Source organism: Rhodobacter capsulatus (assembly GCF_052363175.1).
GTDB classification, from domain to species: domain Bacteria; phylum Pseudomonadota; class Alphaproteobacteria; order Rhodobacterales; family Rhodobacteraceae; genus Rhodobacter; species Rhodobacter capsulatus_D.
Window position 1 is genome coordinate 864377 of sequence record NZ_CP198946.1, and the last position, 13050, is coordinate 877426.

11 protein-coding genes and 1 riboswitch are annotated in these 13050 nt (G+C 67.5%); of the genes, 6 read left to right on the plus strand and 5 right to left on the minus strand.

The window, feature by feature from the left end; translation table 11 throughout:
- Window positions 1-6 precede the first annotated feature (6 nt).
- Window positions 7-109, minus strand: a riboswitch (TPP riboswitch).
- Window positions 110-171: 62 nt separating this feature from the next.
- On the minus strand, window positions 172-624 hold the full coding sequence (locus tag ACTTAI_RS05035) for a DNA polymerase III subunit chi (protein WP_444454714.1): 453 nt from the start codon (window positions 622-624) through the stop codon (window positions 172-174).
- 6 nt (window positions 625-630) lie between these two features.
- Window positions 631-2097: a leucyl aminopeptidase gene (locus tag ACTTAI_RS05040; RefSeq protein WP_444454715.1), complete on the minus strand. Its 1467-nt coding sequence runs from the start codon at window positions 2095-2097 to the stop codon at window positions 631-633.
- Between the two features lie 166 nt (window positions 2098-2263).
- Here ACTTAI_RS05040 and lptF point away from each other — a divergent pair, with 166 nt between their 5' ends.
- The 6 genes from lptF (at window position 2264) to rsmA (ending at window position 9969) form a co-directional block, all read left to right on the plus strand.
- The gene (gene lptF / locus ACTTAI_RS05045) at window positions 2264-3394 is read left to right on the plus strand and encodes an LPS export ABC transporter permease LptF (protein ID WP_444454716.1); all 1131 of its coding nucleotides are present in this window, start codon (window positions 2264-2266) and stop codon (window positions 3392-3394) included.
- Window positions 3391-4491: an LPS export ABC transporter permease LptG gene (gene lptG / locus ACTTAI_RS05050; protein ID WP_444454717.1), complete on the plus strand. Its 1101-nt coding sequence runs from the start codon at window positions 3391-3393 to the stop codon at window positions 4489-4491. Before lptF ends, lptG begins: the two co-directional genes overlap by 4 nt.
- Window positions 4488-6698 (plus strand): LPS-assembly protein LptD, encoded by a 2211-nt coding sequence (locus tag ACTTAI_RS05055; RefSeq protein ID WP_444454718.1) that lies wholly within the window; start codon window positions 4488-4490, stop codon window positions 6696-6698. Before lptG ends, ACTTAI_RS05055 begins: the two co-directional genes overlap by 4 nt.
- A 47-nt stretch (window positions 6699-6745) precedes the next feature.
- Entirely contained in the window at window positions 6746-8014 is a 1269-nt protein-coding gene (locus ACTTAI_RS05060; protein WP_444454719.1) for a peptidylprolyl isomerase, read from the plus strand.
- A complete protein-coding gene (gene pdxA, locus ACTTAI_RS05065; protein WP_444454720.1) occupies window positions 8011-9021 on the plus strand; it encodes a 4-hydroxythreonine-4-phosphate dehydrogenase PdxA in 1011 nt (336 codons plus the stop codon). Before ACTTAI_RS05060 ends, pdxA begins: the two co-directional genes overlap by 4 nt.
- A 105-nt stretch (window positions 9022-9126) precedes the next feature.
- Entirely contained in the window at window positions 9127-9969 is an 843-nt protein-coding gene (rsmA, locus tag ACTTAI_RS05070; protein WP_444454721.1) for a 16S rRNA (adenine(1518)-N(6)/adenine(1519)-N(6))-dimethyltransferase RsmA, read from the plus strand.
- Between the two features lie 53 nt (window positions 9970-10022).
- On the opposite strand, the gene ACTTAI_RS05075 is transcribed toward rsmA, so the two are convergent.
- From ACTTAI_RS05075 to prfA, 3 genes are all read right to left on the minus strand, one after another.
- Window positions 10023-10799: a DUF4167 domain-containing protein gene (locus ACTTAI_RS05075; RefSeq protein ID WP_444454722.1), complete on the minus strand. Its 777-nt coding sequence runs from the start codon at window positions 10797-10799 to the stop codon at window positions 10023-10025.
- A gap of 271 nt (window positions 10800-11070) precedes the next feature.
- Window positions 11071-11901 carry a peptide chain release factor N(5)-glutamine methyltransferase gene (prmC, locus tag ACTTAI_RS05080; protein WP_444454723.1) on the minus strand — a complete coding sequence of 277 codons (831 nt, stop codon included), beginning with the start codon at window positions 11899-11901 and terminating at the stop codon, window positions 11071-11073.
- Window positions 11898-12953, minus strand: coding sequence for a peptide chain release factor 1 (gene prfA / locus ACTTAI_RS05085; RefSeq protein WP_444454724.1), 1056 nt, complete (start codon window positions 12951-12953; stop codon window positions 11898-11900). The genes prmC and prfA overlap by 4 nt, the downstream gene beginning before the upstream one ends.
- Window positions 12954-13050 lie beyond the last annotated feature (97 nt).

Sequence of the window (13050 nt, forward strand, 5' to 3'; positions counted from 1 at the left end):
GCCGGGAGAGTGCCCGGATACCTTCCCTCCGCCGGTCTTAACCGGTTCAGGTTCAACGGGTTTGCGATGACGCATCTCAGCCCCTGACGGAGCACCCCGAGGTGGGCCGGGACCATAAAGCCTCGCGCCAAAGCTGCAAGCAAAAAGTGGGTTTTGGGAAACGCGGAGGGGCTACTTTTCGGCCTTCTTCTGCCAGCGCCCGCTTTCCTCGCTCCAGTATTGCGCCGAGGTGCCCGCCCCGGTCAGCGCCTTCCATTGGTCGCGAGCGCGCGCGACCGCGGTCTCGTCGCGGCCATCAAACAGGATCCAGACCCGCTCGGCGGCTGCCACCTCGGTGGGCGTGACCTCGGCGCCATCAAGCGTCATCACCGCCTGCCGCCCCTCGGGGCGCGGCGAGGTGGTCAGAAGCACGGGTTGCAACGCATCATGCGGCCCGCCAGCAAGGCCATGCGGCAGGAACTCTTCCTCGGGGCCGAGCCAGAGCTTCTGGTCAAGCCAGTCCATCCGTTCGGGCGAAACCCCGCGCAATTCCACCCGCCAGCCCTGCGCCAGCGCGCGGGTGAGCAGCGTTTCGACCACCCCCTCCACCGGCGATTGGGTGACATGATAGAACAGCGCGGGCATCTCGGGTCAGGCCTCGAACCGGCTGCGGATCAGCCGATCAAGCGTCATCACCCCCCAGCCGGTCGCGCCTTTCGGCGCCAGCGCGGTTTCGCCGGGCGGCAGGGCGACGCCCGCGATATCGATGTGACACCAGGGCATGTCGGCCTTGATGAAGCGCTTGAGGAACGCCGCCGCGGTGATCGAGCCGCCCCAGCGCCCGCCGGTGTTCTTGATATCGGCCAGACGCGACTTGATCAGCGGATCATAGGCGGGGGTCAGCGGCATCGGCCAGGCGCCTTCGCCCTCGGCCTTGGCGGCACTCAGCAGATCGCCCGAGAGCTTGTCGTCATTGGTGAAGATGCCCGCGTGCTCATGGCCAAGTGCGACGATGATCGCCCCGGTCAGCGTCGCCAGATCGATCACCGCGGCGGGGGCGAAGCGCTCCTGCGCATACCAGAGCACATCGGCCAGAACCATCCGGCCCTCGGCATCGGTGTTCAGCACCTCGATCGTGTCGCCCTTGAGGCTTTTCACGATGTCGCCCGGACGCTGCGCCCGCCCGTCGGGCATGTTTTCAACGAGACCGACCAGACCGACGACATTGGCGCGGGCCTTGCGCAGCGCCAGCGTGCGCATCACACCCGCGACGACGGCGGCGCCGCCCATGTCCATCGTCATTTCTTCCATGCCCGCCGCGGGCTTGATCGAAATCCCGCCGGTGTCGAAGCAGACGCCCTTGCCGACCAGCGCGAGCGGCGCCGCATCGGCCTCGCCGCCTTGCCAGCGCATCACCACGACCTTCGACGGGCTTTCCGAGCCTTGCCCCACGGCAAGCAGCGCGCGGAAGCCCAGTTTCTCCAACTCGTCCTCGTCAAGGATCTCAACCTCGAGGCCAAGCTCGTGCATCGCGGCCAGCCGCGCGGCGAAATCATCGGTGGTCAGGATATTGGCGGGCTCGTTCACCAGATCGCGGGTGAAGAAGACACCCTCGGCCAGCGCAGCATGCGGCGCGGCCTCGGCGGCGACGGTTTCGGGCGAGGCCACCATCATCTCGACCGGGCCGAAGGGTTTCTTCGGCTCGCTCAGGTAATCGAAGCGATAGGCCCGCAGCGCAAGGCCAAAGGAAATGTCGGCCGCGCGCGGATGCGCCTCGGCGATCACCAGCGCGCCTTTCTCGTTCAACCCCTTGGCGACGGTCGCGCCCGCCTTGCGCGCCTCGGCCACGGTGGCGCGACGGGCCAGTTTCACCAGTGCCAGCGCCTCGCAGGCGAGCCCGCCCGGAAAGCCGAGTTCGAGCGAATCGCCGACCGCCAGCTTGCCCCAGCCCTCCGAGGCCAGCGCCCGCGTCACCGCGCCCCGTGTCAGCCGGTCAAGCTTGCGCCCCATCAGGCCCAGCTTGCCCTCGGGCGGCACGATCAGCGCCAGACGGCCCTCGCGGGGGGCCAGGGCTTCGGCATCGGTGGCGGTGAAACGAAGGGCAACGGGGTGGATCATGGCAGTCCCTGCGAGTGGTTGGTTCTGCGCGAGCCTATGCGGCGAAACCGCGCTTGTATAGCCGCGCCGATGATGGGCGGGAAGCTGCACGACCCCGGGTCTTCGGGCTTTTCGCGGCCCATTTCCCGCGCTAGAGAGGGGCAAACCCCGCGGGAGAGATCCGAATTTGAAACGCCTGGACCGATATCTCCTGTCCCAGTTGATGGCGATCTTCGGATTCTTCGCGCTGGTGCTCGTCTCGGTCTATTGGGTGAACCGGGCGGTGCTTCTGTTCGACAAGCTGATCGGCGACGGTCAGACCGCCTGGGTGGTGCTGGAATTCACCGCGCTGACGCTGCCCAACGTGATCGCGCTCGTTCTGCCGGTTGCGGCGTTTGCGGCGGTGCTTTACGCGATCAACCGGCTTTCGGGCGAATCCGAACTCGTTGTGATGCAGGCGGCAGGGGCAAGCCCTTGGCGGCTGGCGCGGCCGGTGGCGGTTTTCGGGCTGCTCGTGGCGGCGCTGATGCTCGTTTTGGTTCATGAACTCGTCCCCGCCTCGCGCGCAAGGCTGGCCGAGCGGCAGCAACAGGTGTCGCAAGATGTCACCGCGCGCTTCCTGACCGAGGGCAGCTTCCAATCCCCCACCGAGGGCATCACCGTCTACATCCGCGAGATTTCGGATCAGGGCGAGCTTTTGGACATCTTCCTGTTTGATGCGCGCTCCGCCTCGACCGAGACGATCTATACCGCCGAAAAGGCGCTGATCGTGCCCTCGGAGGCCGGGCCGAAGCTGGTGATGTTCGACGGCACGGCGCAGACCCTGCGCAAATCCGACACCTCGCTGGCGCTGACGCGGTTTTCCGATTTCACCTATGATCTGGGCGGCGCGATCGGGGCGAAGGTGCGCGGGCGCATCGACTGGGAAGAGGTGCCGAGCCGCGATCTGATCGCGCCCACGCCCGAATTGCTGGCGGCGACCGGTTCGACGGTAACGGCGGCGCATCTCGAGCTGAACGACCGGCTCGCCCAGCCGCTGATGGCGCCGGTCTCGGCCCTGTTGGCGGTGGCGGCGATGATGCTGGGCAGTTTCTCGCGGCTCGGGCTTTGGCGGCAGATGGTGCTGGCGGTGCTGGCGCTGATCGGTCTGCATTCGCTGTCGAACGTCGCCACCTCGATGACGCGCGCCGATCCCGAGCTTTGGGCGCTGCATTACATGCCTGCGCTGATCGGGCTGATCCTTGTGTCGCTGGCGCTGAGCTGGGCCGGGCGGCGGCGCAAGTCACCCCCCGTCTTCGGGGCGGAGGGGGCGGCATGACGCTTTCGCTTTATATCGCGCGGCGCTTCGGGCAGGCGTTCCTGATCGTGGCCGGGGCCTTCTGGGGCGTGCTGTTCCTGATCGAGATGGTGGAGAAGATCCGCCGCCTTGATGCCGCCCGCGGGGCGCTGACCGATGCGGCGCGGCTGGCGGCGCTGTCGGTGCCCTCGACGCTCTACACGATCTTTCCGCTCGTCGTGATGCTCTCGGCTGTCGTTGCCTTTCTGGCTCTGGCGCGGTCCTCCGAGCTCGTGGTGATCCGGGCAGCCGGGCGCTCGGCCTTGCGGATGCTGATGGCGCCGGTGACTGTGGCCCTGCTGATCGGCATTCTGTTGGTCGCAGTCGGCAATCCGATCGTTTCCGCGACCAGCAAGCGCGCCGAAGAAATCGAGGGCCAGCTGCGCGCCGAGGGCCGTCAGACCGTCTCGATCGGCCGCGAGGGGCTGTGGATGCGGCAGGGCACCGCGGATGGCGGGCAGGCCGTCATCCATGCGATGCGCGGCAATGCCGAGGCGACGGCGCTTTATGACGTGACCTTTCTGCTGTTTGACGCGAAGGCCGGTCCGGTCCGGCGCATCGATGCGGCCTCGGCCTGGCTCACGCCCGGGTCCTGGGTTCTGTCCGATGCCAAGGACTGGCCGCTGGGCCGCTCCACCAACCCCGAGCGCGACGCGACCCGCGCGCAGACGATCTCGCTGCCCTCGACGCTGACGGCCGAGAGCATCGCCGACAGTTTCGGCGCGCCCTCGGCGATGCCGATCTGGGAATTGCCGGGCTTCATCCGCGCCTTGGAAGCCGCGGGCTTTTCCGCGCGCCGACATATCGTCTGGCTGCAGGTCGAACTGGCGCAACCGCTGATGCTGGCGGCGATGGTGCTGGTGGCGGCGGGCTTCACCATGCGGCCCGCGCGCTTCGGTGGCACCGGCGGGCGGGTGATGCTGGCGCTTCTGGCTGGACTTGCGCTCTTCTTCCTGCGCAACATTGCGCAGGTTCTGGGAGACAACGGGCAGATCCCCGCCGCGCTGGCGGCCTGGGCGCCCCCGGTTGTAGCCCTGATGCTCGCGCTGACGCTGGTGTTGCAGCAGGAGGAAGGATGATGCGCAACCGCAGCTTGCGGCACTGGGCTCTGAGCACCGCGCTGGCGCTGATCCTCGCCGGACCCGTGTTGGCGCAGGAACCCGTCCTTCCTGTTCCCGCCGCGCCCGAGACCGCGGCGCCGCAGCTTTATTCCGATGCCGCGACGCTGCTTGCCGACCGGATCGAGGTCACCGGCTCGAACCGGCTGATCGCCGAGGGCAATGTCGAGGTCTATTGGCACGAACACCGGCTGACCGCCTCGCGCATCCTCTATGACAAGGCCAGCGATCGGCTGACGATCGACGGCCCGATCCGCATGGTCGAGCCGGGCGCAACCGGCTCGGTGATCCTGGCCGATGCAGCCGAGCTGAGCCGCGATCTACAAAACGGCGTGCTGACCGGCGCGCGGATGGTGCTCTCGCGCGAGTTGCAGCTGGCGGCGAACCGGATCGAACGGCAGGACGGCACCCGCACGGTGATGCACGAGGTCGTGGCCTCGTCCTGCCGGGTCTGCATCACCGATCCTGAACCGCTGTGGGAGATCCGTGCCCGCACCATCACCCATGACACCACGACCCGCCAGCTTCTGTTTGAAAGCGCCCAGTTCCGGGCGATGGGCGTGCCGCTGATCTGGCTGCCGCATCTGCGGATGCCGGACCCCACCGTCGAGCGGATGTCAGGCGTGCTGCGGCCGTCGCTGCGCACCACCTCGCTGCTCGGGCCAGGGCTCAAGGTGCCGTATTTCCTGACCTTCGGCCCCTCGGCCGATCTGACGGTGACGCCCTATCTGTCGGCGAATTACACCCGCACGCTCGGGCTGCGGTATCGGCAGGCGCTGGATAGCGGCACGATCGAGGTCGAAGGCGCACTCAGCCGCGACTCGATCCGCGAGGGTGAGACCCGCGGCTATGTCTTCGGCACCGGCCGCTTCACGCTGCCCGCGGATTTCACGCTTGGCGTGCAGCTGCGGATGGTCTCGGACCCGTCTTACCTGCTCAATTACGACATCACCGAGGATGACCGGCTCTGGTCGGGGGTGACGCTCGAACGGGTGCGCCGCGACGAGCTGATCGAAGCGAAGATCGGCAACACCCATTCGCTGCGGGAAGATGAAAGCAACACCACCGAGCCGATGCAATCGGCCGATGCGAGCTGGACCAAGGTGATCCGGCCCGGTCTGATCGGTGGCGAGCTCAGTTTCGAAGGCAGCCTGCATTCGCATTGGCGCGCGTCGAATTCGTCGCTGGACGGGGCCGATGCGGATGACGCCGCCGACGGGCGCGACATGACCCGGCTCTCGGGTGTCGCCGACTGGCGGCGCAACTGGCTTTTGGGCGGCGGTGTGCTGGCGGCGCTTGAAGGCGAGCTCGCCATCGATGCGACGGCGGTCCGGCAGGATGAGGATTACGCGGGCGAGACGCTGCGGGCGCTGCCCTCGATTGGTCTTGAACTGCGCTGGCCCTGGGTGAAAAGCGAAGGCCGCGCGGCGCAGGTGATCGAGCCGGTGGCGCAGATCATCTGGAGCGGCAAGAGCAGCAAATACCTGCCCGACGAAGACAGCCTTCTGACCGAATTCGACGAGGGTAACCTGTTCGATTTCTCGCGCTACCCCGGCGGCGACGTGCGCGAACGCGGCACGCGGGCGAACCTTGGCCTGAGCTGGACGCGGCATGACGCCTCGGGCTGGTCGCTCGGGCTGACGGCGGGGCGGGTGTTCCGGCTCGATGATATCGAAGATTTCGCCGAAGGCTCGGGGCTTTCGGGCACCACCTCGGACTGGCTTCTGGCCACGCATCTGAGCACGGCGGGCGGGCTTGTGCTGTCGAACCGGGCGCTGGTCGCGAATGACCTGAGCTTTGATCGCGACGAATTGCGCCTGGCCTATCTGGGCGATCGGGCCAAGGTCGCGGCGGGTTATCTGTGGATGCTCGAAACCGAGGCGATCCCGAAAACCTCGGAATTGCTGTTCGAATCCGACTGGAAGCTGCGCCGCGGCTGGTCGAGCAGTTTCGACACCCGCTATGACCTGATTGCCGACCGGGCCGCCAAGGCGGCGCTGGGTCTGCAATATTCAAACGAATGCGTCACCGTCGATCTTTCCCTCTCGCGCCGGTTCACGTCCTCCACTAGTGTGGAGCCCGAAACCGACTTCGGCTTGTCGATCTCGCTTGCGGGCTTCGGCGCCGGATCGGGTGACAACCGGGCCGAGCGGGTCTGCCGACGCTGAGACCGGGTCCGGTCGGGCGCAGGCCCGCGCAAAGGAACGACGAACGGATGACGGAACGAATGATGCGGCATTTTCCCTCGGTTCTTGGCTGGGCTCTGGTGGCCGGGCTTGCCTTTGGCGCCATGGCCCCGGTTCAGGCGCAATCCGCGGGCGGTTTTTCTCCGGTGATCACCGTCAACGGGTTGGCGATCACGGGCTACGAGATCGCGCAGCGCGCCCGGTTCATGGAGCTTCTGGGCGCCAAGGGCGATGTGCGCAAACTGGCCGAGAATGCACTGATCGACGACCGGCTGCAGAACTGGAAAGCGCACAGCCTTGGCATCAGCCCGTCGCGCGATGCGGTGACCAAGGGCATGGCGGAATTCGCCTCCCGTGCCAATCTGAGCACAGAGGATTTCCTCAAGGCGCTGGCCGAGGCCGGGGTGGAGCCCCAGACCTATCGCGATTTCGTTGCCGCCGGGATGATCTGGCGCGAGGTTGTGAAGGCGACCTATGGCGGCGGCCGGATCAAGGTCTCGGATGCCGAGATCGACCGGGCGCTTGCGATCGCGCCGCCGCAGGGCACCGAGCCCGAGCCGCCGAAAGTGCTGCTGTCGGAAATCGTCGTGCGCAATTTCCCCGGCCGCGATGTCGAGACGATGGCCAAGGCGCGCAAGGCCGCCGCCGCGAAGACCGAAGCCGATTTCGCCGCGCTGGCGAAAGAGCTGTCGTCCTCGCCGACGGCCTCGAAGGGCGGGCGGCTGGAATGGATGCCGGTGACGGCGCTGCCGCCCGAGGTGCGTCAGACCGTGATGTCGATGACGCCGGGCCATGCTTCGGCGCCGATCCAGACGCCGAATTCGGTCTCGGTGTTCTTCATGCGTGGTCTGGACGAGGGCGGCCCGCTGACGCCGCAGACGCAGGCGGTGGGCTATGCGACGTTGCTTCTGGGCGCTTCGGGCTCGCCCGAAGCGGCGGCTTGGCACGCCAAGGCCGACGCCGAAGCGCAGCGCTGTGACGATCTTTATACCGTGGCCAGCAAGCTGCCAGCCGATCGGCTGGAGCGGGTCGATGGCGCAAGGGCTGCGCAGATTCCGGCCGATATCGCGCGGATCCTGCCGCGCATGGATATCGGCGAAATGCAGGTGGTGCCGCGCGGCGGCAATGATGTGCTGGTGATGCTCTGCGACCGGGGCCGCGCCGTCAATGCGGCGGTAGGCGAAACCGGCCCCTCGCGAGAGGCGACGCGGGATAAGCTGCTGAATGCGCGCGTGGGGGCCTTGGCGGATCGACTGCTGGCGCAGCTGCGCGCCGAAGCGGTGATCGTGCGGAAATGAGCCCGGTCGCGACCGAGGCCGCGGTCTTCGAACGGCCGGTGATCCTGACCTGTGGCGATCCATCGGGCGTCGGGCCGGAACTGGCGGTGCGGGCGCAACAGGCGCTCGGGGCGCGGTTGCCCTTTGTGTTTCTGGGCGATCCGGCGCATCTGCCGCGCGGCGCGACGATCCGCGAAATCGAGACGCCCGAACAGGCGATGACCCATGCCGGGTCCGCGCTGTGCGTGTTGCCGCATGAATTCCCTGCGGCGGCGGTGCCGGGCCAGCCCGATCTGGCCAATGCGCAGGCGGTGATCGACGTGATCGCGCGCGGCGTCGATCTGGTCACCCGCGGCGAGGGGCTGGCGCTGACCACGGCGCCGATCAACAAGAAGGTGCTGAAGGACGGGGCGGGCTTCGCCTTTCCGGGGCATACCGAATATCTGGCGCATCTGGCCGGGGGCGCGCGGGTGGTGATGATGCTGGCCTCCGAGCGGGTCGATCCGCCCTGCCGCGTCGTGCCGGCAACGATTCATATCGCGCTGCGCGACGTTCTTGACGCCTATACGCCCGCGCTTCTGCGCGAGACGGTGCGACTGACCGCCGAGGGGCTGCGGCGCGATTTTGGCCTGTCCAATCCGCGGCTTGCGGTGGCGGGGCTCAACCCGCATGCGGGCGAGGGCGGCGCGATGGGGCGCGAGGAAATCGACTGGATCGCCGATGTGGTCGAGGGCCTGCGTGCCGAGGGGCTGGCGGTGACCGGGCCCTTGCCGCCCGACACGATGTTCCACCCGGCCGCGCGGGCGCGCTATGATGCGGCGATCTGCGCCTATCACGATCAGGCGCTGATCCCGATCAAGACGCTTGATTTCGATGGCGGGGTGAATGTGACGCTGGGGCTGCCCTTCGTGCGGACCTCGCCCGATCATGGCACGGCCTATGACATCGCGGGGACCGGCAAGGCCAGCCCGCAAAGCCTGATCGCGGCGCTGACGATGGCGGCGAAGATGGGGGCGGCGCGGCTGTGACGCGCGCCGGGGGCTCTGCCCCGCCGTCCATTGGGCTTGAACCAATGGCGCCGCAATGAACGGCCCCGGGATATTTGAGGCAAGATAAACAGGGAAGGACGGGCTTTGGCTGCGATCGACGGGCTGCCGCCCTTGCGCGAGGTGATCGCGACCCATGAGCTGGTGGCGAAGAAGGCTTTGGGGCAGAACTTTCTGCTCGACCTCAACCTGACCGCGAAGATCGCGCGGGCGGCAGGCGATCTGCGCGGCTGTGACGTGCTCGAAGTCGGGCCGGGGCCGGGGGGGCTGACGCGGGGTCTGCTGGCCGAGGGGGCGCGGCGCGTGCTGGCGGTCGAGAAGGACAGCCGCTGTCTGCCCGCGCTGGCCGAGATCGGCGCGCATTATCCGGGGCGGCTTGAGGTGATCAATGGCGATGCTTTGGCCGTGGATGTGCTGTCGCATCTGACCCCGCCGATCCGGATCGCGGCAAACCTGCCCTATAACGTCGGGACCGAGTTGTTGATCCGCTGGCTGACGCCTGCGGTCTGGCCGCCGTTTTGGCAAAGCCTGACGCTGATGTTCCAGAAAGAGGTGGCCGAGCGGATCGTGGCGAAGCCCGGCACCGATCATTACGGGCGGCTGGCGCTTCTGGCGCAGTGGCGGGCCGAGGCGAAGATCGTGATGGTCCTGCCGCCCGAGGCCTTTACCCCGGCGCCGAAGGTGCATTCGGCTGTCGTGCATCTGACCGCCTTGCCCGAACCGCGCTATCCGGCCGATCCGGCGGTGCTCGAACGGGTGGTGGCGGCCGGGTTCAACCAGCGTCGCAAGATGCTGCGTTCGAGCCTGAAGGGCGTGCATCCGCGGATCGAGGCACTTTTGGAGGAAGCGGGCATTCCCCCCACCGAGCGGGCCGAGCGGGTGAGTCTGGAACAGTTCTGCCATCTGGCCCGGCTGGTGGCGGCGGGTTGAGCCCCTGCGCCCCCGGTGCTGAAATGAAAACCGCGCCCGAAGGCGCGGTTTTGTCATTCGGCGGCAGAGCCTTCGGGCGGCGCCTCGGCCTTGGGCTTTTCCGTGCGCGGCTTGCGCGGGGCGCGGCTGCGCGGCTTCGGCGCGCCATCGCCCGCGGGTGCGGATTTGGCGGCTTTCGTCGGGGTAGGGGCCGGAGCGGCCTCTGCCGCGGGCGCCTCGGTTTCGGCGGCGGCAGGCGCGGCCTCGACCGGGCGCGGCGCATGGACGCGCTTTTCGGCGCGCGGCGGCTCGGGTTGACGCATCTCGGGCGTTTCGACAAGGCCCGGGCCGTCGTCTTCGGCAGTGGCGAAGAAATCGGGCATCATCACCGGAGCGCCGTCGTAACGGGGCTGCGGGGCTTCCTCGAAGCGGGCGGCTTCGGGCTGCGGCTCGCGCGGTTCACGCTCGGCGCGCTCGCGGTAGCCATTGCCGTTCCCGTTGCCATTTCCGTTCTGGCCGCCATTCTGGCCATTGCCGTTCGATTGCCCGTTCTGGCCGCTGTTTTGCTGGTAATTGCGGTTGCGTTCTTCCTGTTCGCGGGCAAGTTCGCGCTGCGCCTCGCCCAGCATGCGGGTGTAATGCTCGGCATGCTGCAGGAAGTTCTGTTCGGCAACGCGGTCGTTGCTCAGCTGCGCATCCCGCGCCAGCGCCAGATATTTCTCGATGATTTGCTGCGGCGTCCCGCGCACCTTGCCCTCGGGGCCGGAGCTGTCGAAGACCCGGTTGATGATGTTGCCGATGCTGCGCTGGCGGTTCGACTTGTTGCGCGAACGGGACTTGGAGGATCTCATGAGCCTGCGTTTGTTGGACCCTTGCGGGTGATAGGTCTGGGCCGGACCGGAGTTGGGCGCCCGTCTGACCGGGGTTCGAACCCGGCAGGCATCGCCTGCAGCTGGAACCGACCCTGGAAGGAAGCTGACCGGGGGGAGGACAAAAGCCATCCCCTCACGCGTCTGCACTAAGCACTTCGGGCGCAGTGGTGCAAGTCGGAATCGGCCCGGATACCGGAAAAGATCGTGAAAATCTGTGGATTGCGACCGAAAAACCGCGCTTGCGGCGGGCTCAGGGCCGATGCGCCAGCACCACCCGGTCACGCCGTCCCAGATCCTGCCGCACCTCGACCGCGTCGAACCCCTGCGCGGCAAGCATCGCCGAGACCGCCGCCGCCTGGGTCGGGCCGATCTCGAGCGCGATCCGCCCGCCGGGCTTGAGCCGGGCAAAGGCGCCAAAGGCAATGGCGCGATAGGCGCCAAGTCCGTCGCCACCGGGCGTCAGCGCCGTATGGGGTTCCCAGTCGCGGACATCGGGGGCGAGCTCCGCCATTTCGGCTTCGGTGATGTAAGGCGGGTTCGACACGATCAGATCGAAGCGCCCCTCGACGCCGTGAAACCAGTCGCCCTGCACGAAATGGGCGCGCTCATGCAGGCTGAGGCGTTCGGCGTTTTCCTGGGCCACGGCAAGCGCGGCTTCGGAAATGTCGGTGGCGACGCCCTGCGCCGCGGGCCGCTCGGCCAAGAGGCTGAGCAGGATGCAGCCGGTGCCGGTGCCAAGATCGAGAACCCGCTCGAAGGGCGTTTCAAGCGCGACTTCGACCAGCAATTCGGTCTCGGGGCGGGGGTCGAGCGTTGCCCGCGTCACCCGGAATTCATGCTTCCAGAACGCCCGGTGCCCGGTGATCTGCGCCACCGGCTGACGCGCCTCGCGGGCGGCGAGGCATTTGAGAAACTGCTTGTGGCGGTCTTCCGACAATTCGGAATGGATCGAGAGGTAAAGCCGCTCGGGCGGCACGTCCATCACATGGGCGAGCAGGCGGCGGGCATCGGTGGCCGCCCCCCGGATCCCCGCGCCTTCGAGCTGGCGCGTGCCCAGCATCAGCGCAATCTGTGCCTTCATTCGTCCATCTCCGCCAGTTTGGCCGCCTGATCATGGGCGACAAGCGCATCGATCACCTCGCCCAGATCGCCCGCAAGGATCTGCGGCAGGGCGTAAAGGGTCAGGTTGATGCGGTGATCGGTCATCCGCCCTTGCGGGAAATTGTAGGTGCGTATGCGCTCCGAGCGATCGCCGGAGCCGACCTGCGAACGCCGGTTCTCGGCCCGCTCGTTCGCCAGCCGGTCGCGTTCGATCTCGTACAGCCTTGCGCGCAGGACCGCCATCGCATTGGCGCGGTTCTGGTGCTGGCTCTTCTCCGACGAGGTCACGATGATGCCGGTGGGCAAATGGGTGATCCGCACCGCCGAGTCGGTGGTGTTGACGTGCTGCCCGCCCGCGCCCGAGGAGCGCATCGTGTCGATGCGGATGTCGGTGGCGGGGATGTCGATGTCGACCTCTTCGGCCTCGGGCAGCACGGCGACCGTCGCGGCCGAGGTGTGGATGCGCCCGCCGGCCTCGGTTTCGGGCACCCGCTGCACGCGATGCACGCCGGATTCGTATTTCAGCCGGGCAAAGACGCCTTCGCCCTCGATCCGGGCCATGGCTTCCTTGACGCCGCCAAGCTCGGTCGCGGTGAATTCGAGGCGTTCAAAGCGCCAGCCCATCTTTTCCGCATGACGTTCATACATCCGCCACAGGTCATGGGCGAAGAGCGCCGCTTCCTCGCCGCCTGTGCCGGGGCGGATTTCGAGGATCGCCGGGCGGGCATCGGCCGCGTCTTTCGGCAAAAGCGCGAGCCGCAGCGCCTGTTCCATCTCGGGAATGCGGGCTTTCAGCCGGGGCAGTTCTTCCTCGGCGAGCGCCTTCATTTCCGGATCGGCAAGCCAGCCCTCGGCCTCGGCCAGATCGTCGAGCGATTTGCGATAGGCGGCGATTTCGGTGACGACCGGGCGCAGCTCGCTGTATTCGCGCGAGAGCGCGGCGATGTCCGCAGGCGTGAGCGCAGTGTTCAGCTTCGCTTCGAGAAAGTCGAAGCGGGCGGTAATCTGGGCAAGTTTGTCGAGCGGAACCATGGGTTCATCTGACCGAGACGGGGCCGCGGGTCAAGGGTGGGCGGGGATTTCGCCCCGGGCGCGCGCCCGGGACGACCCGGGCCGGGGCTCCGCCCCC

Coding starts and splice junctions, on each gene's coding strand:
- ACTTAI_RS05035 (WP_444454714.1), bottom strand. CDS start 624: ATGCCCGCGCTGTTCTATCATGTCACCCAATCGCCGGTGGAGGGGGTG.
- ACTTAI_RS05040 (WP_444454715.1), bottom strand. CDS start 2,097: ATGATCCACCCCGTTGCCCTTCGTTTCACCGCCACCGATGCCGAAGCC.
- lptG (WP_444454717.1), top strand. CDS start 3,391: ATGACGCTTTCGCTTTATATCGCGCGGCGCTTCGGGCAGGCGTTCCTG.
- ACTTAI_RS05055 (WP_444454718.1), top strand. CDS start 4,488: ATGATGCGCAACCGCAGCTTGCGGCACTGGGCTCTGAGCACCGCGCTG.
- ACTTAI_RS05060 (WP_444454719.1), top strand. CDS start 6,746: ATGACGGAACGAATGATGCGGCATTTTCCCTCGGTTCTTGGCTGGGCT.
- pdxA (WP_444454720.1), top strand. CDS start 8,011: ATGAGCCCGGTCGCGACCGAGGCCGCGGTCTTCGAACGGCCGGTGATC.
- ACTTAI_RS05075 (WP_444454722.1), bottom strand. CDS start 10,799: ATGAGATCCTCCAAGTCCCGTTCGCGCAACAAGTCGAACCGCCAGCGC.
- prmC (WP_444454723.1), bottom strand. CDS start 11,901: ATGAAGGCACAGATTGCGCTGATGCTGGGCACGCGCCAGCTCGAAGGC.
- prfA (WP_444454724.1), bottom strand. CDS start 12,953: ATGGTTCCGCTCGACAAACTTGCCCAGATTACCGCCCGCTTCGACTTT.